The 26,038-nt window shown below is 46.1% G+C and carries 22 protein-coding genes; 20 read left to right on the forward strand and 2 right to left on the reverse strand.

Annotated elements, in window-relative coordinates; all coding sequences use genetic code 11:
* Window positions 1-23: 23 nt before the first annotated feature.
* The 11 genes from NYE54_RS15105 (at window position 24) to NYE54_RS15155 (ending at window position 12,677) form a co-directional block, all read left to right on the forward strand.
* Window positions 24-1,166 (forward strand): biotin/lipoyl-binding protein, encoded by a 1,143-nt coding sequence (locus NYE54_RS15105; protein ID WP_339272865.1) that lies wholly within the window; start codon window positions 24-26, stop codon window positions 1,164-1,166.
* A gap of 386 nt (window positions 1,167-1,552) precedes the next feature.
* Window positions 1,553-2,313 (forward strand): IS5 family transposase gene (locus NYE54_RS15110; RefSeq protein WP_339273500.1). Its coding sequence is split into 2 segments (ribosomal slippage): window positions 1,553-1,892 and window positions 1,892-2,313, totalling 762 coding nucleotides; the frame shifts between segments, so codons are not numbered across the junction.
* Window positions 2,314-2,359: 46 nt separating this feature from the next.
* Window positions 2,360-3,247, forward strand: a complete 888-nt coding sequence (locus NYE54_RS15115; RefSeq protein ID WP_339272867.1) for a YwqG family protein — start codon at window positions 2,360-2,362, stop codon at window positions 3,245-3,247.
* A 24-nt stretch (window positions 3,248-3,271) separates the two neighbouring features.
* Complete coding sequence (locus NYE54_RS15120) at window positions 3,272-4,000, forward strand: class I SAM-dependent methyltransferase (RefSeq protein ID WP_339272868.1); 729 nt, start codon at window positions 3,272-3,274, stop codon at window positions 3,998-4,000.
* Between the two features lie 185 nt (window positions 4,001-4,185).
* On the forward strand, window positions 4,186-4,416 hold the full coding sequence (locus NYE54_RS15125; protein WP_339272869.1) for a hypothetical protein: 231 nt from the start codon (window positions 4,186-4,188) through the stop codon (window positions 4,414-4,416).
* Window positions 4,417-4,554: 138 nt separating this feature from the next.
* The gene (gene ytxJ / locus NYE54_RS15130; RefSeq protein WP_076323212.1) at window positions 4,555-4,893 is read left to right on the forward strand and encodes a bacillithiol system redox-active protein YtxJ; all 339 of its coding nucleotides are present in this window, start codon (window positions 4,555-4,557) and stop codon (window positions 4,891-4,893) included.
* A 40-nt stretch (window positions 4,894-4,933) separates the two neighbouring features.
* A complete protein-coding gene (locus NYE54_RS15135; RefSeq protein ID WP_339272871.1) occupies window positions 4,934-5,266 on the forward strand; it encodes a thioredoxin family protein in 333 nt (110 codons plus the stop codon).
* 98 nt (window positions 5,267-5,364) lie between these two features.
* Window positions 5,365-5,784, forward strand: a complete 420-nt coding sequence (locus tag NYE54_RS15140) for a GNAT family N-acetyltransferase (protein ID WP_339272873.1) — start codon at window positions 5,365-5,367, stop codon at window positions 5,782-5,784.
* A gap of 508 nt (window positions 5,785-6,292) precedes the next feature.
* Window positions 6,293-8,065, forward strand: coding sequence for a HAMP domain-containing methyl-accepting chemotaxis protein (locus tag NYE54_RS15145; RefSeq protein WP_339272875.1), 1,773 nt, complete (start codon window positions 6,293-6,295; stop codon window positions 8,063-8,065).
* 54 nt (window positions 8,066-8,119) lie between these two features.
* Entirely contained in the window at window positions 8,120-11,848 is a 3,729-nt protein-coding gene (locus NYE54_RS15150) for an amino acid adenylation domain-containing protein (protein ID WP_339272876.1), read from the forward strand.
* A gap of 151 nt (window positions 11,849-11,999) precedes the next feature.
* Window positions 12,000-12,677, forward strand: a complete 678-nt coding sequence (locus NYE54_RS15155) for a serine/threonine protein kinase (RefSeq protein WP_339272878.1) — start codon at window positions 12,000-12,002, stop codon at window positions 12,675-12,677.
* Window positions 12,678-12,815: 138 nt separating this feature from the next.
* Here the strand turns inward: NYE54_RS15155 and glsA are convergent, their stop codons facing one another.
* Window positions 12,816-13,754 carry a glutaminase A gene (gene glsA, locus NYE54_RS15160; RefSeq protein WP_339273502.1) on the reverse strand — a complete coding sequence of 313 codons (939 nt, stop codon included), beginning with the start codon at window positions 13,752-13,754 and terminating at the stop codon, window positions 12,816-12,818.
* 561 nt (window positions 13,755-14,315) lie between these two features.
* Here glsA and NYE54_RS15165 point away from each other — a divergent pair.
* The 9 genes from NYE54_RS15165 (at window position 14,316) to NYE54_RS15205 (ending at window position 24,073) form a co-directional block, all read left to right on the forward strand.
* Window positions 14,316-15,083, forward strand: coding sequence for an ABC transporter ATP-binding protein (locus tag NYE54_RS15165; protein WP_339272879.1), 768 nt, complete (start codon window positions 14,316-14,318; stop codon window positions 15,081-15,083).
* On the forward strand, window positions 15,070-17,001 hold the full coding sequence (locus NYE54_RS15170) for an ABC transporter permease (RefSeq protein WP_339273503.1): 1,932 nt from the start codon (window positions 15,070-15,072) through the stop codon (window positions 16,999-17,001). The genes NYE54_RS15165 and NYE54_RS15170 overlap by 14 nt, the downstream gene beginning before the upstream one ends.
* Window positions 17,002-17,023: 22 nt before the next feature.
* Entirely contained in the window at window positions 17,024-17,389 is a 366-nt protein-coding gene (locus NYE54_RS15175; protein WP_339272880.1) for a YxeA family protein, read from the forward strand.
* A 26-nt stretch (window positions 17,390-17,415) separates the two neighbouring features.
* A complete protein-coding gene (locus NYE54_RS15180; protein ID WP_339272881.1) occupies window positions 17,416-19,620 on the forward strand; it encodes a M1 family metallopeptidase in 2,205 nt (734 codons plus the stop codon).
* Between the two features lie 94 nt (window positions 19,621-19,714).
* Entirely contained in the window at window positions 19,715-20,422 is a 708-nt protein-coding gene (locus NYE54_RS15185) for a response regulator transcription factor (RefSeq protein WP_339272883.1), read from the forward strand.
* Between the two features lie 3 nt (window positions 20,423-20,425).
* Window positions 20,426-21,898, forward strand: a complete 1,473-nt coding sequence (locus NYE54_RS15190) for a HAMP domain-containing sensor histidine kinase (RefSeq protein WP_339272884.1) — start codon at window positions 20,426-20,428, stop codon at window positions 21,896-21,898.
* Window positions 21,899-21,943: 45 nt separating this feature from the next.
* The gene (locus tag NYE54_RS15195) at window positions 21,944-22,294 is read left to right on the forward strand and encodes a DUF2512 family protein (protein ID WP_339272885.1); all 351 of its coding nucleotides are present in this window, start codon (window positions 21,944-21,946) and stop codon (window positions 22,292-22,294) included.
* A 159-nt stretch (window positions 22,295-22,453) separates the two neighbouring features.
* Window positions 22,454-23,134, forward strand: coding sequence for a Crp/Fnr family transcriptional regulator (locus tag NYE54_RS15200; RefSeq protein ID WP_339272887.1), 681 nt, complete (start codon window positions 22,454-22,456; stop codon window positions 23,132-23,134).
* Between the two features lie 90 nt (window positions 23,135-23,224).
* A complete protein-coding gene (locus NYE54_RS15205) occupies window positions 23,225-24,073 on the forward strand; it encodes a DNA alkylation repair protein (protein ID WP_339272888.1) in 849 nt (282 codons plus the stop codon).
* A 116-nt stretch (window positions 24,074-24,189) separates the two neighbouring features.
* Here NYE54_RS15205 and NYE54_RS15210 read toward each other — a convergent pair whose 3' ends face one another.
* Window positions 24,190-25,980, reverse strand: a complete 1,791-nt coding sequence (locus tag NYE54_RS15210; RefSeq protein ID WP_339272889.1) for a hypothetical protein — start codon at window positions 25,978-25,980, stop codon at window positions 24,190-24,192.
* Window positions 25,981-26,038: the final 58 nt, after the last annotated feature.

Consider the following 26,038-nt stretch of genomic DNA (forward strand, 5'->3'; position numbering starts at 1 on the left):
TTCAGTACTAGGAGTGATGGAGATTGGAAGAGGTAATTTCCCGGTCAAGAAAACGCAAGGTTAGCATAACAGCCGGACTGTTCACAGGTCTTCTGCTTATACTGACTTTTGCAGGTAACACCCTACAAGCCTTGACGCTGCCTAAGGTAGTGATTACATCGGTAAACAAAGGCTCGCTGGTTCATTCCTATGTCGGCCGATCGACGATAAATCCAAAGGAGGAGAGGGAACTTATCCATCCTTCGGGCTGGAAAGTCGATAAGGTGCTCGTTAAAAAAGGTGAGATGGTGCGTAAAGGACAAGTTCTTATACAATATGATGGCAGTGAGGTTAAGCAGCAGATTGCTGTGGAGCAGTCTGCTCTGAAGAAGCTGAATCTATCCATGGAACTTCTCGAATATAATGTCATTCAAGCGATGCAGGAAGAAGATGAGTCTCTTCTTATAAGTGCCACCAGCGCGTACGAAACGGCAAAGCTTGATATTGCTGCACAACAGCAGCAGATCGAGAACCTGAAACACTCTCTTTCAGTTAATCGGCAGATCGTTGCCCCTTTTGACGGTATTGTTATAGAGATTGGTGCGATGGAGGGATTAGGTTCTACCGGGAAACCGGATATCACGATGAGCCATTTGGCAAAAGGGTATGGGTTAGAAATGTATGTACCGTCAGGTATCGCTGCCACGCTGAGCGTAGGGGATGTTCTGGATAACATCATGCTTGAAGGCAAGGAAGAACCATCAATTACGGGTGAGATTGAAAGGATAGAAGAGGATATGAACTCGCTCAGTCCCGATGTTGACGAAGACGCTGAGAAATCAAGCAGTTCCATGACACGTTTGTTCGTTAAACTAAAAGGGAGTGGGCTATCCGGTGGCGAACAAGTGAGGATCAGTATAGTCAAAACTAAGAGCAACGAAGGGATCCTCATACCGAATAAAGCCGTTCACAAGGACAGCGAGGGCGCTTATGTCTACACCATAAAAGAAACACAAGGCCCTCTCGGCAATGCATATTATGCTGTTCGCACGTCAATTCAAATTACCGATTCCAACAGCCATACCATTGCCGTTGGAGGTGGTCTATTCGATCAACAGGAAATCATTGTGGACAGCAGCGATCTAATTATGGATGGAACACGTGTCAACGTTTATAACCAGAACTAACACCAGAATGTCGCCAGGGCTGAAAAATAGGATTGACAGGACAAACCAAAAGATGTTAAATTATCCGGCAACCAAAGCATGGTTTATGGGGTTTATATAGTGATAGGTGCTAAGCTTATCAATGAAGGGAATTTATTTATTATATATGTGCAATGGAGGGGAATATGAAAAATACGCTTATGAAAAAGCCCGAATTCCTTAGGTTTTCAAGACGGAATCGTGATGAGTGACAGGATGGTTAATGGCTATGACAAGTCGATCATTGAAGATCTCTTTAAGGAAGAGTAGAGGAAGATCACGATTCCCGGACATTATCGTAATTCTCATAACATTCTAGGGCGTGTATGCAAACTGTGACCCCATAATTTGGGTAATTAATAAGTATGATGAGACGATATGAAATACGAGACGACCAATGGGAAAAGATTAAGGACCTACTGCCACCGGAACGAAAACCACAAGGAGGGAGACCCCCGAAAGACCATCGTCATATGCTGAATGCCATGTTATGGATTGCACGCACCGGTGCCCCTTGGCGGGATTTACCGGAATACTACGGCTCTTGGTCCAGCGTTTACAGCCGATTTCGCCGCTGGCAAATCGCCGGCATTTGGGACAAAATTTTAGAGCATGTCTCCATTGAACCTGATTGGGAAAGCGTCATGATTGACGCGACAATCGTCCGTGTCCACCAACATGGATCGGGAGCAAAAGGGGGGGCCTCAAGCAAGCAATAGGGCGTTCTCGTGGCGGACTAACCACCAAAATTCATGCCGTGGTTGATGCTTTAGGTAATCCCCTACGCTTTAAGCTAACAGGAGGTCAATGCCACGATTCGGTAACCGGCTACGAGATGTTAAAACAGATGGATCTAACTAAAAAACAAGTTTTGGCTGATCGAGCGTACGACACCAATCAAATTCTTCATTTGTTAGAGCAACAATCAGCTACGCCTGTGATACCCAGTAAGAAAAATCGACGCAAACTAAGAAAATGGGATAAAGAAATTTACAAAGAACGGCATCTCATTGAATGTTTTTTCAATAAAGTAAAACATTATCGTCGGTTGGCGACTCGCTTTGATAAGTTAGCAAGCTCTTTCAAGGCTTTTTTAACGCTGGCATCCATTATGGTCTGGCTCGCTTAGGTTTGCATACACGCCCTAATTTATTGAAAAGAAGAGGAACTAAACTATGAAGCTAAATGAACACAACTTGATCAAGATGCAAAATATCATCCAAGAGCACGAATTTGAACATGCAGCAGACTATTTGATCGAACATACTCGGCAAGGCATACGTTTATCCAAACAGGGAGAGGAGGACTATGCCAGCTCGTGCAATTCACGGATTGGCGGAGACCCCGATCTTCCTGAAGGAATGGAATGGCCGCTGACTTCGGATGGTACACCGATGACGTTTTTGGCACAGCTGCAGTTGAGGGATTTGGCAGCTCACGATGCCACGGCTTCACTTCCGCATAGCGGAGTTCTGTATTTCTTCGTTGGCGTTGATGAACCTGCTTATAACATTGAACACCGGGTGTTGTATCTGGCCGAGGATCAGACAGCGGCCGCTAGTCGATGCCGGGCGCCTGAGGGGACCGCGTTAGATGAAGAATTCGCAGGCTACCGTATTGAAGCAAGAGCCACACTTGAGCCCCCGAATTACGCTTATGTGGATGATGAGCTTGTCGAGGATGATGAGCATGATTTTGAATCTTACGAGGATCTGTGTCATCAATTGACGGGGCAGGATTCTGACGACATCGCGACGATCTTTGGCTACCCTTCTACCCAGCATGGAGATTGTGAGCACGAGGCTGCTTTAATGCTGTTAACGGGATCAGAGTACAATTACTCCATGGAGGCGGCTGTGCAGCAGATTGCCGATCATTGCGGCGGCAACGCGGAACAGGCTCAGCAGGAGATTCGGGATACACTGCTGCTGCTGGCCATCGATTCGGACGACGAGATAGGATTTTGCTGGTGGGATGCGGGTGAACTGCAATTTTTCATCCGAAAAGAGGACTTGCTGGCCAGAAATTTCGAACGCACGTATTGTTCGCTGTACTCAAGCTGAGCACAATATATGGGGGGATGATCCATGAAGGAGAAGGTCATTGAGGCATACGATAAGCTGGCTGGAGACTACGAAAGACATGTTGATTCGCAGAGCGGGCATAATGCTTATTACGAAAGGCCAGCCATGCTCAAAGTGTTACCGGCGGATATGGAGCAAATGACCGTCCTAGATGCTGGTTGTGCCGCAGGATGGTATACGGAGCAATTTATTATACGAGGGGCCAGGGTTACAGCGGTTGATCTGAGCCCGGCGATGGTGGAAGCCTGTAAGAGACGAGTCGGCAATGAAGCGACTGTATTTGCATGTGATATAACCGAAGACCTGCCCTTTGAAGATGAGGCGTTTGATCTTATCGTAAGTTCATTGACGCTTCACTACATCGAGGATTGGACGCCGACCTTTCGCGAATTTCAGCGAGTGCTGAAACCTGGTGGAAGTTTGATTTTCTCCGTTCATCATCCTTTTATGGATGTTAAACATTTTGACCGAACAGACTACTTTGCTCGTGAGTTATTGACGGAGGTTTGGAACAAACAGGAGTCTGGACCCGTAGAGGTTACTTTCTATAGAAGACCGATTCAAGAAATCATTAACGTAACTTCATCTTGGTTTAGAATCGAACAGATCGTTGAGCCGCAGCCCAATTTAGCGCATAAGGACAATCCGGAAGCTGCGGAATGGGTGGCCAAATGGTTTGATCGCCTAATGACGAACCCTCATTTTCTGATTGTGAAAGCTAATAAATCGTAACATGGAATCCATACATATTCATAGGGGAACCGCGTCCATCGCGGTTCTTTTTATGCTCATATGGCCTCCGCCATATATTTAATGGGCCGATTATTCCGAATGAAGTCCGCTTTTCGTTTGCTGCATGGTTATTCAACTCCATTGTATACCTATCCGATGGCAAGAGCGACACGGCTGTATCGATCATGGCAGCGTATGGTCAAGGTGCAAGCTTAACGAAGTCTCTTGATGCCTCTTCCGAGAAAATACAGCTGAAACATGTTGAAGCTATTTATCTCCAGAATGAGGCAGATGGAGATAGGATCAGTTGGTATGATAGTAAACAAAACATCGTATATACCATTATAGTAAATGTAAAAAATCTAATGGCTAAGAAAGATCTGAAGGCAATGGCAGAGAGTATGATTATTGACTAATGAGATGGATTTGAAATAGGATTCGATCGGTTGAAGATGAACTCTAAACATGAAAACTAGTCGAGTTTACGTGTATAATAGCTATTAGTTATATAATAGAAGCAATGAGTTATATCACATCAAAGGGGAGAAAATCATATGCAATGGAATGAAATTACGACAATAGAAGAATGGGAAACGATTCTGAAAAAATCTTCCGAGCGCGGCCAAGTTATTTTGAAGCATAGTACGACTTGTCCGGTTAGCTCTAATGCTCTTTCGGAGTTTGAATCTTACTTGAAAAAGGCGCCAAACGGCGATGTGGATTACACACTGGTTAAAGTCATTGAATCCCGCCCGGTTTCCAATAAAATTGCCGAGGATTTGAACGTAAAGCATGAATCGCCGCAAATTATCTACGTGAAGGATCAAGCGAAATATTGGACGGCTTCACACTGGGCGGTTACGTCTGCGCACATATCAGCGGTATTAGACTGAATATCGGCATAGAGCTATTCATGAAAGTAAGGTGCAACAGATGAAAGAAATGGAAGAACTGACGTCGATAGACGCCATAGAACGGTTTATTGACAACCACACGTTCAGTTTTTTATACGTATCGAGACAAGATTGCAGTGTGTGCCATGCCATATTACCCAAGCTAAGAGTGCTGTTAGACCGGTTTCCGCGCATTTCATTGGGACATATCCAGGGCGAAGCAGTAGGGGAGATAGCCTCAAGATATTTGATTTTCACGGCACCGGCCCTTCTCTTGTTCGTTGAAGGAAAAGAGCTTCTGAGAGAAGATCGATTTGTACAGTTTGGCGCGTTAGAACGGAAATTGGAAAACTTGATGGATCTCCTTAGCTAGCTGCCTTTGTATCGAGTCATGATGGTATGAAGCTGAACTTATGAGTACAACAATTATTTAGGAACGTATCTTCTTGATTGAAAGCGAGTGTGGGGTATTTGAAGATAAGAGAGGCTAAGCTTGAGGATTACCCTGAGCTTAGGGAAATATTCTTGGCATCACGACGTGAAAATTTTCATTGGGCGGATGCAAACGAGATGGCGTTGGGCGATTTTGATAAGCAAACGGAAAAAGAATTTATACTATTGGCAGAGGAAAATACGATTATCCTTGGATTTACTGCGCTATATTTGCCAGACAACTTTATCCATCATTTATTCGTTCACCCGGATCATGCTGGCAAGGGAGTGGGTAGACAATTGCTTGATGCTGCGATTGAGAGCATGAGAAAGCCGATCCGATTGAAGTGTGTATCCGCAAATCACAAGGCGCTGAAATTCTACGAAAACAACGGCTGGGAAAGAGTGGTTGAGGAAGAGAAGCACGGCGAAAAGTATTGGGTTATGGAATTCAGATAACGCGTAGAAGAAAACTGGGAAACCAGTATTCAATGCAATTTATACTGAAGAGGACCGCGTAAATCGCGGTCTTTTTGCGTGCTCAAAATGATAGGAAACTACGTGCTGATTTCAAAAACTGAAGGAACATAAAAATTCGATTAATTGTCGAAAACAGGGGTTTTTTTGCAAGTTGTTGTTACTAAAGTATTAAAAATATTCGGATAAATGCCGATCTATAAATAGTACAAAAGATGCAATGGTTATGGAATCATAACGTGAATATGGATCTATTGAACTGGAATTTCACTTAACAAAACCATTTTGTGAAGTGAGCCTATGTCAGAATATTGATGGAGGGGGAACGCGGTTCATTCAAGATGAACATTTTTGAAAAATGTAATGTATTCATGAAAGATTGCGGAAATATTCAATGTTTCCAGGAAAGTAGGTGATGCGAACAGGTTCGCTAATGAAATCCCTATTTTATATGGAAAATACATAAGAGATATCAAAGGAGAGACACCAAGTGAGTGAGCCAAAAACGTTCTCAAAAGGACTGCGTTTTAAGAATCTGAGTATTGTTACAAGAAACATGTTATGGACGAGCCTGTATATCATTATTACAGGTGTTATCGTGATTGGTTCTAGCTATTATATCCAGGATTTCGTGCTAACGAAGCAGCTGCAATCCGATTCGGGAAAAATTATGGATACCTTGGTTAAGTCCGTATCGACGGAAGATGCTCAAGCAGTGAAAGGTCAAACCGACCGCAATGCGGATATCCAAAAAAAACTTACCAAAACGTTTGATGAACTATCTCTAAGTCATCCCAACATCGCACAAGGCTATATATTTGGACCGGAGCTCGAGGGTGGTAACAAGACCTCGATTATTGCCATGCCGACGGCAGTGCTTGATATGTTTGCCGAGGAAGATTTGAATCTGGGCGACTTATACGAACAACCGGAGATCCATGCCGACGCCGTGAGAGAGATGCTGAAAACGAAAAAAACCGTCTACACCAAAGGTTATACAGACAATTATGGTACCTGGATCACCGTGCTGCATCCTTTCCAGGATGCCAGCGGCGAAATTTTTGCTTACTTGGGAATCGACGTGGATGCAAGCTTAATCGATACCGGGAAGCAGACGTTGATCATCAATACGGTTTTTGCGCTGCTGATTACCTTGCTGATCGTATTAGTACTGCAGTACTTCACCATTAGACGTACCTTCGCACCGATCCAAGCATTAATGGGGGCGCTGGACAAGCTGAGCAAAGGTGACTTCACCGTCCAATTAAAAGCTGGCGATGATGAGCTGGGGCAGGTCAATGCCAAGTTCAATACGACCGTTAATCAAATTAATGAACTTGTCACAACGATCAAAACGGTATCGGAGCACTCTGCAGAGCAGTCTAAATTCCTCTTCTCGGCTGTGGAAGTCAATAATAACAAGTCTTCCGCCATTACTAAAAATATGGAGGAAATGTCGGAACGAGTTGCGCTGCAGAGCACTTCCATTACCGAAAGCGTGGTTTCACTTGAGGAAATCTCATCTGGCGTATCAACGATTGCCGGCAATACATCGGATCTTTCCGAGATATCCGTGCATATGAAGGAGCAATCGGAACGCGGTAATCACAATGTGGAGCAGGTGATCGAGCAGATGAATTCGATTGATCATTCGGTTAAAAACTCGGTGAATATCATCGAAAAGCTTCAGAACCGTTCAAATGAGATCGGTCAGATCGTGCAGGTTATTACCGAAATTTCCTCTCAGACAAATCTGTTATCACTCAATGCCGGAATCGAAGCGGCAAGAGCGGGCGAAGAGGGCCGCGGTTTTGCTGTGGTCGCCAGCGAAGTTAAGAAACTTTCGGAGGAATCAAGAAAATCCGCAGACCAAATCATTGAATTGGTTCGATACATTCAGGATGAAACGGCATCTGCGGTAGAAGCCATCAGCGAAGGGGAACAAAACGTCGCCAAGGGAATTGAGGTTGTCAAAGAAACCGGTGAGCTGTTTAAAGGCATGCTGGTGGCAACCGATACAGTGACCAGTCAAATTCAAGAGGTGTCTGCAGCTACCCAGCAAATGGTTGCCGAGACCGAACAGATTACGGCAGCGATTAAACAACTGGCTGAGCTCGCAGAGAGAAACTCGTCTGTGTCGGGTGAGATCCGGATTAGTAGCCAGGAACAGCAGGCATCCTTTGCCAAAATCTTCGAGTCTGCGGAGCAGATTAACCAGGTTTCCGCTGAGCTGGAGGCCCTTGTAAACAAATTGCATGTGTAGTGTGTAGTACTACGAGGACAGAAACAGTAGAGAAAAAAGATGGAGCTGAAACCTTTGAATACAACATTGATGATCGAACAAGGCAAAGAATATTGGTTGAATGAACTGCAGCTACCTTTACCGGGATTCTATCTGTACACCGATGGTCCAGCGCATCTTCAGCAGCAAGAGCTTGATCATATGGTGATTAACCTTCATATCGAAACCGGTAAGATCAAGCAGTTCCACGATTCATATGACATGAAGGCATGGATGCTCACAAGCTATGTCGTATTTCTGTACCGAATGACTCACGATACCGATTTGCTGATCGGCGTGAACAATGAGAAGGGCAATCTCCTTCCGCTGAGAGTTAACTTAAGCGGTAGCGATTCATTCGCACAGATTTATGAGCAAGTTTCCGCCAAAATGGAGCAGATTGAAGGAAGCAGCTTTTCGCTTGAGGATATAGAAGGCTTCACCGGTCAATCGCTCACTCTCCAAACGGTCTATGGCAGTAACGGGAAGGGTTATGCCTATAGTTCCAGCGGGCTGAACTGGATGGTTCAGGAAGAGAAGAAGGACGAGTGGACACTCTATGTATCCTATGCACGGCCTTTGTATAAAGAAGAAACGATCGGAAAATTCAGTAGGCATTTTGAGCTGCTTGCTTGCGCGGCTCTTGAGCATGCGGACATGCCGGTTAGCCGTTTGCCTATGCTGACAGAAGAGGACCGGAACGCGTACACAATTCTCAATGACACGAAGCAGGATCTGCCGGAAGATCCTACCATTGTGTCAATGCTCGCTTCCATTGTGAAGAAATTTCCAGAGAGAATTGCACTATCGTCGGATCATGAGCAAGTCACGTATGAACAGCTTGACCGGTTGTCAAACCAAATCTCACATATGCTTCTAGACAAGGGGCTGCGTAAAGGCCAATTCGTCTCGATATTTATGAAGAGGGGCCTGGATACGGTTGTTAGTATGCTCGGTGTGCTCAAGGCCGGTGGAGCCTATATCCCGCTGGATCCATCACATCCAGATGAAAGAAATGCCTATATTATCGAGGATACCGAATCGGCGATCATTCTTACACATCAGGATTTCACAGCAAAGCTGGATGGGCTCCTGGCAGGTTTTCAACCGAAGCCAGAATACTTCTGTCTTGATGATAAATTCCTTTCATACTCGGATGAAGCCTGTGGTGTCCGCGTTGAAGGTGATGATTTGGCTTATATCATCTATACCTCTGGTTCGACGGGCAAACCGAAAGGCGCTTTAATCGCCCATCAAGGTGTCGTGAACTTGGCACTGGCCAATCAAGAGAAATTACAGATGAGTGAACAAGATATCATTCTTCAATATTCCACCTTCAGCTTTGATGCTTCCGTTTACGATATATTCGGATCGCTGGCTTGCGGTTCACGACTGCATCTTCTCTCCGATGAGCAGCGTTTCTCCATAGACGCCTTTACGGAGGCTGTGGCAGATACCAAAGCAACTCGAGTTGCGATATTGCCTACGGTGTTTTTTAACCAATTGGCAGCGTATTTGCCTATGGAAGATACTCACAAATACCGCAACGTTAAAACAATCGTGGTTGGTGGAGAAGCTTTGGCCGGAGAAACCGTTCGTATGTTCCAGAAGAAGCTGCAGATTCCAATCGTGAATCTGTACGGCCCAACGGAAACGACGGTTGTAGCAACAGGGCATGTCGTGGATTATGCGGTTCCGGACGATCTGGCCACCGTGTATATCGGGACGCCATTTGCCAACTATGAATTGTATATTGTGAATGAACATAATGAGTTATGTCCAACCTGCGTAACCGGAGAGCTGCTGATCTGCTCGGTCGGCGTAGCCAAAGGGTATCTGAATCAGCCTGAGAAAACCAAAGAAGCCTTTATTCTGGACCCGTTAACACCGGAATCCGGGAAACAATACTACCGATCCGGAGATTTGGTTCGCCTGCTGCCGAACGGACAAGTAGAATACCGGGGACGAAAAGATTCACAGGTGAAGATCAGAGGCTTCCGGATCGAGATTGGAGAGATCGAGGATAATCTGGCGAAGCATGAAAGCGTAAAGGATATCGCGGTCATTCCGAGAATGGACGAGGACGGAACCAAAATGTTAGCGGCATTCTATACAACCCATGATGGACAGGCAGCTTCTGCTAAGGATTTGGTGCAATTTTTAAGTCAGAAAGTACCTAGTTACATGGTTCCTAAATACATGTGTTTTGTAGAAGAGATGCCACTATCCCCGACCGGTAAGATTGATCGTAAGAAGCTGGCATTGTACGAATTGTCGATGGAGATGGAAGAGGATGACTCCCACTACGAGGCACCGGTTAATGATATTCAGCGGGATATTGCTGCAGCCTGGGAAAGAGCACTCGGACAAACCAAAATCGGCATCCATGACGATTTCTTCGATATTGGCGGTTATTCTCTGAAAATCCTGGAGATTCTAGTGCTTCTTAAGCCGCAATATCCACAGTTGAAGATCAATGATTTCTTTGTTTATCCGACGATTGCAAAATTGGCGGAGAGAGTAGAGGAACTGGGTCAGCAGACGATTCCATCCGATCAAACAGAGAATAGGGATCTTCCTATTCAGGATTTGGCTGAGTATCCGACCTCATTCCCTATCAACCAGGGTTCGGGACAACCTATCTATACCCAGCAGCATATTTTGCTGACAGGCGCGACGGGATATTTGGGATCACATCTGCTGAATGAACTGCTGAAACAATCGACCGCTACCGTGTACTGCCTAGTTCGACCGTCGAAGCTGATGGAGCCCTATGCTCGCCTTGAGCAGATCATGACCGGATATTTTGGCGAAGAGGTCAAGACTCGTATGGATAAAAGGGTGATCGCGATTCAGGGCGACTTGGAGCAGGAGTTTCTCGGGCTCGGAGCACAAGACCGTGCATTGATTGAAGCGCGCATCGATTCCATCATTCATTGCGGAGCTGAAGTGAAGCATTTTGGCGATTCCGACTATTTTGCGCGAGTGAATGTGGAGAGTACGGACCGCTTGTTGGCTTTGGCTCAGAGAAGACCTCATATCCGATTCCACTTTATATCTACGCTTGGGATCCCTGAAGATTTGGCACTGGGTGGTCAATGGGATGCCATCGTTGCTGGAACGGGATATGAAGAGTCGATCATCGAGAATGTCTATACGAACAGCAAGCTGGAGGCAGAGAAGCTGGTCATTAAAGCCGGTGCAGATAGAGGAATCCCGGCAGCGGTTTATCGCGTGGGGAATCTGTCTTGTAACTCGGAGAACGGAATATTCCAGAAAAACATCGATAACAACGCTTTTTACCGCATGCTGAAAGCGATGCTGCTGTTGAAGAAAGCACCTGGCGTGAGATGGGAAGTGGATATTACGCCGATTAACTATGCCGGGGAAGCCATTACCGCTCTGCTGCTTCAGCAAGAAACGGTCGGGCGAGTGTTTCATATCTGCAACCCGGTTGCCATTCCTTATGAGGACATGGTGGGGCATTTTAAAGCCTATGGATATGACATTTCAGTGATGGACTGGAAGGCATACGAGGCATGGTTATTGGATCCGCAGCAGCCGAAGGATAAGGAAGGCCTTGAGCTGGCGATGGCACAGTTCGAAGGCGACGGAGCGAAGAATTCCATCTACCGGTATACTTGTCCGCAAACATCGGAATTCCTTAAGCACACGGGGGTAAAATGTGCTGTACCGGACAAGCTGTTATTTGAAAAAATGATAGAGTATGCCGCTGGTATTGGATATTTCGTGAAACCGGAGTAACGATATGTAGGCAAGAAGCATGAAACCGCGAGAAGCTCTCGCGGTTTTTTTGTGGTCAGGATCAGGCATCGCTGGCAAATATTTTTTTTTGAAACGTGAGTGTGGTACGATCATACTGATTTAAGTCCAGTAACACCAAATGAGGTGGCCTATGAATCACGAACATTGGAAGCAGGCAGAAACTGCACTGGCTTGTATGGAAGTTACCAAGAACGGTGATAACGACCCTGTCACGATTGAAGGCGAATCGGATGACCTGCGCTGCATCGGAATCGGTACGGATGCTGCAGTATTCGTATACGAACCTTTGCCGGCCTACGCGTTCAAACTGTATGCTGCGGAGGCGCTACCTAAGAAAGAAGCGGAGATTAAGGTCTATCAAGAGCTGGTGGGCAGCCCCTATTTCCCTGCATTTTATGGGGCAGGTGAGCGTTATGTGGCGATTAGCCATGAATCTGGATTAACCCTGTATGACTGTTTGCTCTATGGTGTGTCCGTTCCAAGGCAGGTCATCGATGATGTCGAGGCAGCACGATCCTTTGTGCGGAGCAAGGGCTTAAACCCGCGGGATATTCATTTGAAGAATGTACTGCTGCAGGAAGGCAGAGGGAAGGTGCTCGATGTATCGGAGTATATTCAGGAAGGAAACGACAAGCGATGGGAGCATCTTATGTGGGCCTACGACAACGTATATCCGCTGCTTGAGGGCAAGAAGCTGCCGCTTTGGGTATTGGAGGCCGTGAAGAACGGATATTACCGTCTTGATCCATCCAGTGTGAATATGCAGGAATTTGCAGACCGGATTGGGCGACTGTTCTTCAGAAAATAGGAGAATGGGACCCATTCGAAACAGGTAAGAGCGCATTCCCCTCTTAACAAACGAAACGAAGCAAAGTGCTATCTTCAGAACATATTTGACGGATTCAATCCTCTTGAAGCTGTAACTGCTCCAGGGGGATTTTTGTATTTAGAAGATACTCCAGTCCATCTCGCGGGATATGGACTGGAGTAAATGTACGCCGGCATAGCTGTTGCCTTTATTATTCAATGCAGGGCCTACTACGCCGATGCCATAACGTCCCGGCACAAAAGTTAAAATGCCCCCTGAAACGCCGCTCTTGGCGGGTAAGCCTACCTGAATGGCGAATTCTCCTGATGCGTTGTACATGCCACATGTCGTCATGAACGTCTTGGCGATTTGAACATATCTTCTCGGTATGAGCGCTTTGCCGGTTAGCGGATCCGAACCGTTGCAGGCTAGCACCAATGCCATTCTGGCTAAATCGGCGCAATCCACAGCGATGGAGCAGTGCCGAAAATACACCTCTAACACCTTTTCAACATCTCCGCTGAGAACCCCGTTTTCCTTTAGAAAGAATGCTATAGAGCGATTCAGATTCCCGGTATCCGATTCGGAGCGGTAAACGCCCAAGTCATATTCCAAATCAGTGTTGCCCGCTAGCTCTTTAAGGAACTGAAGAATTCGGTCGGATTTCTCGTTCGGGCTGTCTCCGCGAATTAAGGAAGAAACGGTAATCGCGCCTGCGTTAATCATCGGATTGAAGGGAATGCCGGGTCTGACTAACTCCAGCTTCAGCATGGAATTGAAGTTGTCTCCGGTCGGCTCCATGCCGACCTTGCTAAAGACGGCATCCTCTCCATTGTCCATCAGCGCCAATATCAGCGTAAACACTTTGGAGATGCTCTGCATCGTAAAACGCAGCCCGCAGTCCCCGGCGGTGACGGATTCACCCTGGGGGTTCATTAAGGTGATACCCAAAGCATCATGGGGAGCTTTGGACAGCTCGGGGATGTAGGAGGCGACTTTACCTCTGCCGACACATGGTAAGCTGGCTTCCAGCCAGCCGGGGAGCTGCTGCCGGATGGTTTCGATTTCGGGTGACATCATGTAGTAAACCCCTTTCTTGGATTCTAGTTAGCCAGCAGTTGAATGACATTAGTGACGATGAACCAAGCGGATTTTGAGACGTTGGATGACGAAAGATTGGGATGGGCTTGTGTGGAATCAACGCTTCTAGGTATCCGCGGAAAAAAGCTTCCGTCAAATCACAGGCGATTTCAAGTTTGAACAGAAGCCAACAGGCTTTGTGCATGTTCTGGGTGTTTTATGACCACGCCAAGGATTCAGAAAGCGTGTAGTACGCATGAGATTTAATGAGATCGCTCCCGATAGCTTGAAACGAATCAGGTTGTTCATTCGTTCGAACCCGCAGGATTTTGTGGTGTTAAAGGAAGAATAGTCCGAAGACTTAAATAATAGAACGTTATAGCCCGCCATGACCGTCCATGCAGCGGGTTTTTGTTTTGTTCTGAGCCAGCATGTTTGTGTAAGTGCACTCAACAAGTTTGTTAAGCTTTATGTAAGGTTCGTATAAAAATCGTGTAAGGTTCGCCTTCTATAATTACATCTGTGCTTAACTAACGATGACTTGAAGGAGAACGCGATATGACAACCATATTACAAGCAAAACATGTAGAAAAAACATTTGGTATTCAAGGAAATCAATATACGGCATTGCAAGACATCAATCTTGAAATTCAGGAAGGTGAGTTTGTCGGTATTATGGGACCTTCCGGGGCAGGCAAATCCACGCTGCTGAATATTTTCTCGACGATCGATACACCGTCGGCAGGGGATATTACCATTGCCGGACAACATATCGTATCGATGAACGAGGAGCAGCTATCGGATTTTCGCCGGAATCAGCTAGGATTTATCTTTCAGGACTACAACCTGCTGGACACGCTCACCGTCAAAGAAAATATTTTGCTTCCCCTGGCATTGTCGAAGGTGCCTGCAGCCGAGATTGAAAAACGGGTGAACGAGATCGCCGATACGTTCGGGATTCGCGATATCTTAAACAAATATCCTTATCACATCTCGGGTGGTCAGAAGCAGCGTACCGCGGCCTCGCGCGCCATTGTTGCCAATCCGAGCCTCATATTGGCGGATGAACCGACAGGGGCTCTGGATTCCAAGTCGGCAACCAACCTGCTGCAAAGCTTAAAGAAACTGAATGAGATAGAGCGTGCCACCATCATGATGGTCACTCACGATGCTTATGCAGCAAGCTACTGCAAACGCGTCATTTTTATAAAAGACGGGCAGCTGTACCAGGAGCTTCATCGAGAAGACCAACTGCGCAAGGTGTTTTTTGATCAGATCCTGGAGGTACTGGCTGCACTTGGGGGTGAGCATGATGACACTGTTTAGCATAGCCAGAAAAAACATCCGCAAAAATTTCACCAATTACTTTTTATATTTTGCTTCGATGATTTTTAGTATCGTCATTTACTTCACTTTTGTTTCACTTAAATATGATACTGCGATTCAGTCCGCAACGGAGGGGTCGACAAAAATCAGCTCGGCCTTTAGCGGTGCCGCCGTTGTGCTGATCATCTTTGTGGCTATATTCATCTGGTACTCCAATTCCTTCTTTACTCGCAAGCGCAAGAAAGAAGTCGGATTGTATTCATTGCTCGGTGTTCGGAAGAAACAGATCGGCCGAATGTTATTTTATGAAAACTTTCTGATGGGTGTGCTGGCTCTACTGGCGGGGATTGCCCTGGGCTCCGTGCTGACGAGATTTTTTGTATCCCTGTTAATGAAGGTCATGGGATATGATGCGGTGTCGAATTTTTCTATATCGCCTGCGGCCATCATCAACACCGCCATTGTGTTTATGATCATTACGCTTATCACGTCACTGCAGGGTTACCGATTGATCTACCGGTTCAAATTGATTGAGTTGTTTCATGCGGATCAGGAGGGAGAACGGGAACCGAAGGCTTCATGGATCACCGCTGTATTGTCTCTGGTATTCATAGGCACCGGATATTGGCTTGCTCTGCAGAACCTGCTGGAATCCAAGGCTTGGGCGGCGATGGGATTCATGCTAACGCCACTCGTCATCCTGACGACGGTGATTATCGGAACATATCTGCTGTTCAGTACCCTGACCGTGACATTGTTGAAAATATCCAGAAATAACAAGAACCGATTCTGGAACGGGATGAACATGATTGGTGTCTCCCAGCTTCTATATCGCATCAAAGGCAATGCGCGCACGCTCACGATCATTGCCGTCCTTAGCGCGACAACACTTACTGCTGTTGGGACGGCTTACAGCTTTTATTACAGTAATGCAAGCAATGCCCAGCAAGCGAACCCCAACAGCATGATGTGGATCTCCCATGATAGCAGCGTGACCAAGCGAGCCGACGAGTTGATAGACTCAACTCCGCAGCACGAGCTGTTATATCATGCGTCCGTCCCTATCTTGGAAGTGGATGCTGATGTCAGTGGGCTGAACGATGTTTTTTCGCATGACATCCAATCATACAGCGTCATCTCCCAGCATGATTTTAACGAGCTGGCGAAGATGCAGGACCGCAAAGACACCATCACATTAAGCGGAGACGAGGCCGTTGCCTTGGACCCGGCCTATTACGAAGGAATTTCACCGACGTATGTGGGTTCTACGGTCTCGCTCAAAACAGACAAGCAGGAGCAGCCAATTACCTTTAAGGAATTGAAGAAATACAGCGTGCTGAACTTGGGTACAGTCTATTCTACTATCGTTATAAGCGATGAACGGTTTGCGCAATTGGAGAAACAAGCAAACACGATCATGCTGGAGGCCTATGGCATATCGAATCAAGACAAAGCGAAGCAACTGACGGAGGATCTCGAAGGCATCTTGCCGGAAAGCGCGTCATTTGCCAGCTATTATCAGGATTATGCGAGAGGAATGGAAGCGTCAGGCCTGTTGATTTTTATGGGAGGATTTCTGGGGCTTGTGTTCCTTACGGCGACTGGCAGCATCATATATTTCAAGCAATTAACCGAGGCAAATTCGGATAAGGCAAGATATCAGATATTAAACAAGATCGGCGTAAATCGGCGTGAGGTTAAAAAGAGCATAGCCCAGCAAGTGCTGTTCATCTTTGCTTTACCGCTCGTTGCCGGCATTGCCCACTGCGCTGTCGCACTTTCTGCGTTGTCCAAACTTCTGCATATGAATCTTGTGATTCCGGTCGTGATCTGTATGGCCGTCTATACCTGTGTTTATTTGATCTATTACGTCGTTACCGTTAGGTCCTACTATAAAATTGTAACCAAAACTAAATAACCTATCATAAAGGAGTATAGTCATGAAAAAAACGATGATCTTCGGCGGCATTCTTGTCGCCATCCTCATTGGATTTGTTGTATTTATTCAAAATGTGAACATTAACCGCATCGGGACGGATCAATATTATGTGCAAATTCAAGATGGAACCAAAGTGGAAGACAAAACGGATAACGGGGAGAAGTACATCTACTATGAGTACACCTTGGAAGGCTTCAACAAAGAAGGGAACGCGAAGACGTTAACCTTTAGGGCGAACAAAGAACTGCGAAAAGAAGCGTACTTGCGTTTATACGTCAAGGAAAAGGGTGTCAGTTCCTATCAAGAGGTACAGGCAAACGAGCTTCCGGAACCAGCCAAGGTGAAGCTGGAAACGTTAGGAAAATAAGGACGATATCAGAGGGAGAGAATAACATGACTCACGTAAAAGAAAAAACGACGATCCTATCGAAAAAGGCTATTATTGGCTCACTTGCATTGACATTGACTGCATGCCCGCTCATCAACGCGGGTCATGCAGCGGCAAAAGCAGGTACCCCGACTACAATTTCACAAGTCTCTGCGAGCGTTGAAGCGCATGCGCCGATTCAATATCATATTCAGGCGAGACTGAACGAGAAGAACATGACCATGCAGGCAAGCAGCATGGTTACCTATCGAAACACCAGTCAGGATACGTTGAATCAGCTGGTATTCCATACCTATGCCGATGCCAACCGTTCGAAATCGACTCAGACGTCCATGTTTAAACGATCGAACGAAGCAATCAGCAAGAACAATCCGGATAAGAAACCGGAAGATTTTCTCGGCGGCATTGATATTCAAGGAGTCAACGCTAACAGCCAAGCTCTCGAGTTCCATAATAAAGATCAGGCTTTGACAATTCAATTAAAGGAGCCCCTTCAACCGGGCGCAACGATATCGGTACATATGGACTTCTCTTTGAACATTCCGTATGGCTCGCAGCGCTTATCTTATTACCAGGATATTGTGAATGGCGCTCACTGGTTTCCGGTTTTGTCGGTCTATGACGAGGAGAAGCATCAATGGAATACAACCCCTTACAGTCCATCATTCGAAAGCGATTATTATACTTCTGCAGATTATGAAGTAGAGTTCAACGTTCCCGACGCTTATCAGGTGGCGATGCCAGGCACGATAACGACACGGAATAACGTGGAACCTGGCCGCAAGGTTGTTTCCACTGTTGCCAACAATACAAGGGAATTCGTATTTTTTGCCAGTCCCAATTTCAAAGTGGATAGTGTGACCCGCGACGGCTTGACGATCGAATATTTTTATTTTGATAACGAACCGGGAAAGAAACAGGTCATTGATCGGTATATCGATCAGGCATTTAAAGCAATAGCATTTTTTAGCGATAAATATGGTGCTTATCCTTATCCGGAATTCCGAATCGTCGAGTCTTACGTGGAGGGTGTGGCTATTGAATATTCACGGGTCATCCAGATGGGACAGGTTCACACCCAGGCCGATCCCGCGCAGGACACTGTATTCGTTCATGAAATCGCTCATCAGTGGTTCCACGCTCTAATCGGAAACGATTCGGAGAAGGAATCTTTCCTGGACGAAGGTTTTGCCGATTTTTCCAAGGTGTATTTTGCCGAGAAGCAGGGGGATAAGCTGAATGGTTTTAAATCCATTCAATTTGACGATTCCAAGATGGAGCTTGCCATTGCATCGACCAATGACGAGGTGGGGGATTTGGCTAGCCCGGTGTATTACGAGAAAGGTCGCCAAGCGATCTACCAATTGTACCGTTCCGTTGGCGAAGAGAAGTTTGACCGCTTTATGAAGGAATATTTCAAACGCTATGTATATAAAAATGCTACCATTGAGGGACTTCTCCAAACGATTGAAGACGTGCTCGGAAAAGAGGCGCGAAACGAAATGGCAACGGCTCTACATCAGCCGGGATTTGTTCTTAAGCCTGAATACCAACTGTCCGAAGAGGAGAAAACCGCATATATGCATGATCAGTTTCAATTGCTGTACCAATCAGCCCTTTCCCAAATTCCAGATTTGCCCTACGAAACGATGAGTCGCATCATGGAGAAGGCCCTTCAGGGAGAGCCATTATCGATCGTTCTGAGCGATCAAGTAAGCAATCATACACGCAAACAGCAAGAAGCCATGGTGAACCAGCTCACGATGCTTCTTGATATCAGCGGAGTGAAATATGACGTTATTCGGGATCGCCAGGTGTTGAAAACGAAATTGAAGAAGGAACTGGGGACAAGCAATCTGATCGTGATCGGCAACGGTAAAACGAACGGGGTGATCCAGGCCCTGAAGTCCGGTATCATCGAGCGGGTGAACAAAATGGGCTTTGCCTGGAAGGATACCATGAATCAACCGAGTGCTTCCGGGGCGTATGTGATCAAGCATCCATTCAATCAAAATCGCCTAATGCTGCACTATTTCTGGAATGGAGATCATGTAAGTGATGAGGTCTTCGAGACCTACATGGCGAAAATGCAGGAATCCCTTGGATTCACGAGCGCTTTCTATCAGTACTATGTGATGGACAAGAAGGGCAAGGTGGTGTTAGATAAACAAGAGGAGAACCCGCTATCGAAGTTTTTTGCGGAGGAGTAAGCTGGATGTATGTTTTCTTCCTGATGCTCCATACGCTGTTGAATAGCAGCCTGGCAGGAGGGAAAAATGTTGGTTATAGCAGGGGGTGAACGAATTGGCGTTTGATCAAAAGGTACTTGTCGTTGATGACGAGGCGGATATTGTCAGGCTTCTTCAAACCGTGCTGATCAAGGAAGGCATCGATCAGGTATATACCGCAGCAACAGCGGAAGCAGCATGGCTTGAATTCCAGAAGTGGCAGCCCGATCTTGTCATTCTGGATATCATGCTTCCGGACGGAGAAGGATACGAGGTATGCAAGAAAATACGCAGCGTCTCCAATGTTCCGATATTCTTCTTATCGGCCAAGACCGAAGAGATTGATAAAATCCTGGGTTTCGCCATCGGCGGCGACGACTATATTACCAAGCCCTTTAGTCCGAAGGAAGTGGCTTACCGGATCAAAGCCCGGTTTCGGAGACCGGAAGTTTCTGAGCATGAGGATAAACCGAATCGCGTGATTAAGAAAGGCCCCTTTGAATTAGATGAAGAGAAGGTGGAGCTGAAGAAGAACGGCAAGGTCATTCCACTAAAACCGAAAGAGCTGGGATTGCTTACGCTGCTGCTTAAACATCCGGGCCAGATCATCAGCAAGGAAAGTTTATATGATCAGGTATGGGGTGAGGAATTCTTCGGATTTGATAATACCGTGATGGTTCACATCAGGAGGCTGCGGGAGAAAATAGAAGAGGACCCTTCCAATCCCCGGTATCTCCTTACGGTAAAAGGCCTTGGGTATAAGTTTGTCGTAGAGGATGAATAAGGGATGAAGTGGAAGCTGACCGGCAGGTATCTGGTCTCCGTGGTTCTTATCGTCGTCATCGTTATTATTATGAACATCGTGGTGATTATCGGCTTATTCGTTCTACAATCGGTGAATGAGGATTTCCCGCTTTTAAATCGGCAAACCTCAGCAGAATCGATATCCAGATCCTTCCAGGAACATATCGTAATATCGGAATCGGGGGCTTCGATAAGCGAGAAGGGCAAGGAGATTTTGGAGAAGAATCAGGCATGGGTACAAATTCTGGATGAGGATGGTGGGGAAATCTACCGCTATCTTGCTCCGGAAGAAGCCAAAACAAAGTACGCCCCCATCGATATTGTGCAGATTTATAAGTATGTCGAGAAGGAAGTGCTTTCGACCGTCTTTATTGGCGAAAAGACAGGCTTCGAACATCGTTACAGTTACTTGATTGGATTTACGACTCCATACTTGGAGCGGCAAGTGTTAACCATCGATTCACGGAACTTCGCACAGATGTTTAAGGTATTTAGTGTGTCCATCATCATCGTTGACGGATTCATCGCCTTATGTATCGCTTATATCTTCAGCAAGCGGCTGACCAAACCCATGTTTATCTTAATTGACAGCATTAAGCGTTTGGCTAGCCGTAATTATAACGTCTATCATCAACCTAAAGGGATATATAAGGACGTGTTTGCCAATATCAATTTTTTGGCTCAAGAGCTGAAATCAAGCGAGAAGGAAAGAAAGAAATTGGATGCGATGAAGGAAGAATGGATCGGCAATATCTCGCATGATATCAAAACGCCTCTTGCTTCGATTCAAGGCTATGCGGAGATGATAAAGGACACGGAATATCAGTTCTCGATGGATGAAATACGGGATTATGCCGGGATCATCGAAGGAAAGTCCAAATATTTGCGAGACGTAATCGAGGACTTGAATCTGTCGACCCGCTTGAGGAATAAAAAGCTGACGTTGAATAAGAAAAATGTAAACCTCGTAAGCCTGGTACGCAATGTCGTGATCGATACCCTGAATGACCCGAGATACGCCAACCGGGACATTGATTTTAGCAGCAGTCATGAAGTCATTAAAATCGAGGTTGACGATATTCTGATACGTAGAGCAATCACCAATCTGATCTATAATGCGATAGTTCATAACCGTGAGGATATTTCGATCAAGGTCCAGGTCGAGAAGAATGAAGAGCATATCCTGATTCGTGTGGAGGATAATGGAAAAGGCATTAAGCAGGAGGAGCTCGGAAGAATCTTCGATCGATATTACCGTGGGACCAATACGGGGGAACTCCATAAAGGGTCAGGTCTTGGCATGGCTATTACACATGACATTGTGATCGCGCATGGAGGACATATTCAGGTTCATAGCACGCTTGGCCACGGCACGGTTATGGAAATCAAACTGGTTCGGAACAGCGCCGATATGAATGAGGGTTTTCCCACGGTTAGGGACCAGGGTCAGGAGTAAAAACACGCAAAAGGGATACACTACCGCAAAAGGAGTGTATCGCTTATGAAACTGCTTGTTAAGTTATTGGTGCATGGAGTTTTGATTACGGCACTGCTGGTTGCACTTACCGATGCTTCGTTCACAGGGGCTATATTGACGGCATTAGGAATTGGCATCGTTGCTTATTTGGTGGGAGATTTATTTATTCTGCCACGTACCAGCAATATGATGGCAACGATTGCCGATGCCGGATTGGTATTTATAGTGCTGTGGATTATTGGCGGTGTTGCGAACTGGACCCTTGATTTCTCGGAGGTCCTGCTGATTGCAGTACTTGCGGGAAGCTTCGAGTATTTATATCATATGTGGGTCAGGGGCGAGCATTTGTTTGAAAAGAGACGGCGGGCTTCGTAACCACGGTGAAACCTTATATCGATAAATATGCGTATATGATGAAGCCTGAGAAATCAGGCTTTTTTGCCATGATATTGCTAGATGGGTGGCCACTAGCAGCAGAAAAATTATACAATACATGAAAGAGCCTATGCGGGCATATGATCTCGGAGGTAAATCATGAGTAACATTCAATATCTGTCGCAATTCAACTTGCTTCATTCCTTATCGAAAGATGATTTGGTCGTGATGGATGAGCTAACCTCCATTACAATCTATCCTAAACATACATTCATACAAACACCGCAAACCTTCACGGAACGATTATACTTTGTGAAAAAGGGTAGAGTTCGCTTGTACAGGTTAAACACAGAAGGAAAGCAATTTACGCTGGACATATTGGGCGAAGGGAATGTGTTTGGTGAATTAAACGGTTTATCGCTCGGTACACGGGAGGTATTCATTGAAACGCTGGTAGAATGCGATATCTGTATGATCGATCAGCGGCGATTTGAGAACTTTCTGATCGAACACCCTCAATTCATGCTCAATATGATGAAGGTCTTGAGTGACCGTTTGGTACATATGAGCAGTCTTGCGCAAAACCTGGCGTTGGGTAAACTACATGAAAAAATCCTGCACGTGATCGTAAACCTGTCCAATCAATTTGATCTGGAGGGTAGCGGCGAGTACTATAGAATCGATCTGCCACTGACGCATCAAGAAGTTGCGAATTTGGTCGGAGCAACTCGGGAGGCTGTCACATTGGTATTAAAAGAGCTATCGGAAGCGAAAGTGATCAAGACCGGATTTCGAACGATTTACATTCATCGGGATTACGCCATGACGAGATTGAGCTGAACAACGTAAGTTGTAAGCTGCATTACATCCATTGATCTGGATCCCGTTTATTCTGTAACTTATATAATAGATTAAGGAGACTGGATCGGGATGGAAATCAACGATGAAGAGATATCGATAGACCGTGCATTATTGCACAGGAAAGGTGCTCGTAAGGTGAGTGAGGTTCCTGAAGAAGTTAAGGTGCTACTACAGCAAGGGCGATTGGAAACGGTGAATTTGACAGAATGGCTTGCCGTAGATCACTTGAACTTGCTGAAAAATGTATTGGACGAGTTTGGATTACAAAAACAGCGAGATGAAATGTTATCGAGGTTGGTTCAGATTGAAGACAAGGTGACAAAAATCATCCCGGCGATTGCCGATTCCTGGATGAATCTGCAGGAGCAAATGCCGAAGACTGAACAATTTGATATCGTAAACAGTCTGTCTAAACACCGTTCAGACAGCGTTCGCTGCTGGGCAGCCTATATGGTTGGGTTAGATCAGCTGGACCTTGAACAGAAGCTGGACCGAATAAAGGCGTTTGCAGCAGATGAACATTTTGGCGTGCGTGAAATATCATGGATGGCTGTTAGGGATTCTGTCGCGAGCGAATTAAGGCAATCTATACGTTTGTTATCGTCTTGGGTTCATGACAAGAATATGTACATTAGGAGATTTGCAATTGAAGTGATTCGCCCGCAAGGCGTCTGGGCCAAACATATTGCCGAACTAAAAGAGAACCCGGACATTGCTCGGCCGCTATTGGATGCGGTGAAATCCGATTCGGTCAAATATGTGCAGGATTCTGTAGCGAATTGGCTTAATGATGCCAGTAAAACGAATCCGGATTGGGTGATTCAGCTATGCCGGGAGTGGCAGTCATCTTCCGGAACCAAGGAAACCGAGCGCATCGTAAAGCGAGCCCAGAGAACGCTTGCGAAGAAGAGTACATGAGACTATGACGTTTTATGCCCCCCCTGTTGATAAGAGCGAGTTACGCCTCCTAACGCGTCAATAAAATAACCCCATTGCTCGTTCAAGAGCGATGGGGTTATTCAGTTTCTTACCTCTTAAGGCTTAGCATTCTTCCAATAAGTATACGCATGCACCACGCTACCGGTAAAGGAAGGTGAATCCTTCAATAAATCAGGCAGCTTGGCAAGCTCTTCCTCCATGTAAGCTGCTCCTTCTTCATAGAAGGAAATATGATCGCCTTCATGGCTGGCTTTGATCTCGACGGAAATCTTGATCGGTTTGCCCAATTCATCGGCAAATGCAATCTCTTCCTTAGAGACTGCGACAATCCCGTTCGATCCTTCCGCTACATCCCGGAAGGCCATGAGTGAAACATGGTCCATTCGGTTGATCATCCACTTGCTGAGCGACATATCTTGACCGGTAACTTTGTATTTATCCAGCCACACAGCCATATCCATACTTGCTTCCAGATTGGAGTCCTTTTTCAATTCCGTAACAAAGGCATCCAGATTCGCGGTCCATTCGGAAATAACCTGCTGCGAATTTTCCCTCCACGCAGGCAGCACATAAGGCTCAATGTCCAAATGAATGCCATGAAAACGTTCATTGCCTTCCACTGCGCGGTTGTAGTTCTTTACGTAATTAACCAATCGCAGCATTCTGGGTCGGTTCTCCTCAAGTGCCCATATCGGATGACCACCCAGGGCATGAACTTCGATTCCGGCAGCAGCCGCTTGTTTAACAAACGAAGAGTACGAACTGTACGGTTGCTCCAGGTCCAGTCTTACATACAGCCAGTTCAAGTTTTTCTCTTTCGCAAAATCAAGAATTTCCTGACTGTTCTGAATCACTTCATGAGCTTCCCATATATACGTGCCTCTTACGATAGGGTCCCGTGTAACCGGATCCGCATCTGGCACGCGACCGCCTTCTCCCGGTTCAGGATTCGGATCGGGGTCCGGTGATGGGGAAGTAGGTTCGTTATCGTCTGGCGGTACGCTCCCATCATCGGACATGTTTTGCCAGTTGCGGATATCGTGGATAGCGATCCCGGCAAAGGATGCATATGAACCGAGCACACCCGACAGATGCTCCAGTTTCTCGTTCATTCTGTCCTTACCATGTCCATAAAAGCTGGTGTGAGACTCGCCCGGCATTTCCTTCGTGTTAACCCCAATAAGAATCTGCTTACCAAGCCTGTTGGCAAGCTCAAGCTCATCTCGCGTCAGTTCCAGTATTCCATGCTCGGATTCTACTTCGTTCCGGTAGGCCATCACGGTAACATGGTCAAATGTACGGATCAGCCACTCATTCAGATTGGTGCCATTCTCCAAGGAGTATTGATCAAACCAGAAGGGGATGTCGATTCCGAGTTCCAGCTCGTTTCCGGACACTTGATTCAGGAACACCTCCAGATTTTGTTCCCAAGTGCTGATGATCTTGTCCTTCTCGTCCTCCCACTGGGCAAGTACATACGGCTCTATATCAAGATGGATTCCGTCAAATCGGGCACCGGCCGAAACCTTGCCGTTATAGTTCACCACCCAATCCGCGAGTCCGAGCATATCTTCCCGATGTTCGGTGAGGGCCCATCTTGGATCTCCACCTAAAGCATGCACTGCGATTTGATTCTCATGCGCACGTTGTATAAATGCCTCGTAAATTTCAGACGGCAGTTGACGATCAATCTGTAAGAAGATTAGATTAATTCCCTCTTCTCTGGAAAAACGAAGAAGTTCTTCGCCGCCATCCTGAATCAGATCCGTCTGCCAGATCCAAGTTGCTTTTTTTGTAGCATTTTCCCCATAAGCCGGGGTATGAAGCCCCACCAGAAGCATGACAGCCAAGAGACTGGCAAGCAGCGGGTAACCTTTCACTTTCATGTTTTCCCTCCGTTTCTCTACGAGAACTCCGCGTATTCTCTATTTAGTAAACGGGGTT

It is taken from the genome of Paenibacillus sp. FSL K6-1330, from assembly GCF_037976825.1.
Lineage (GTDB): Bacteria > Bacillota > Bacilli > Paenibacillales > Paenibacillaceae > Paenibacillus_AQ.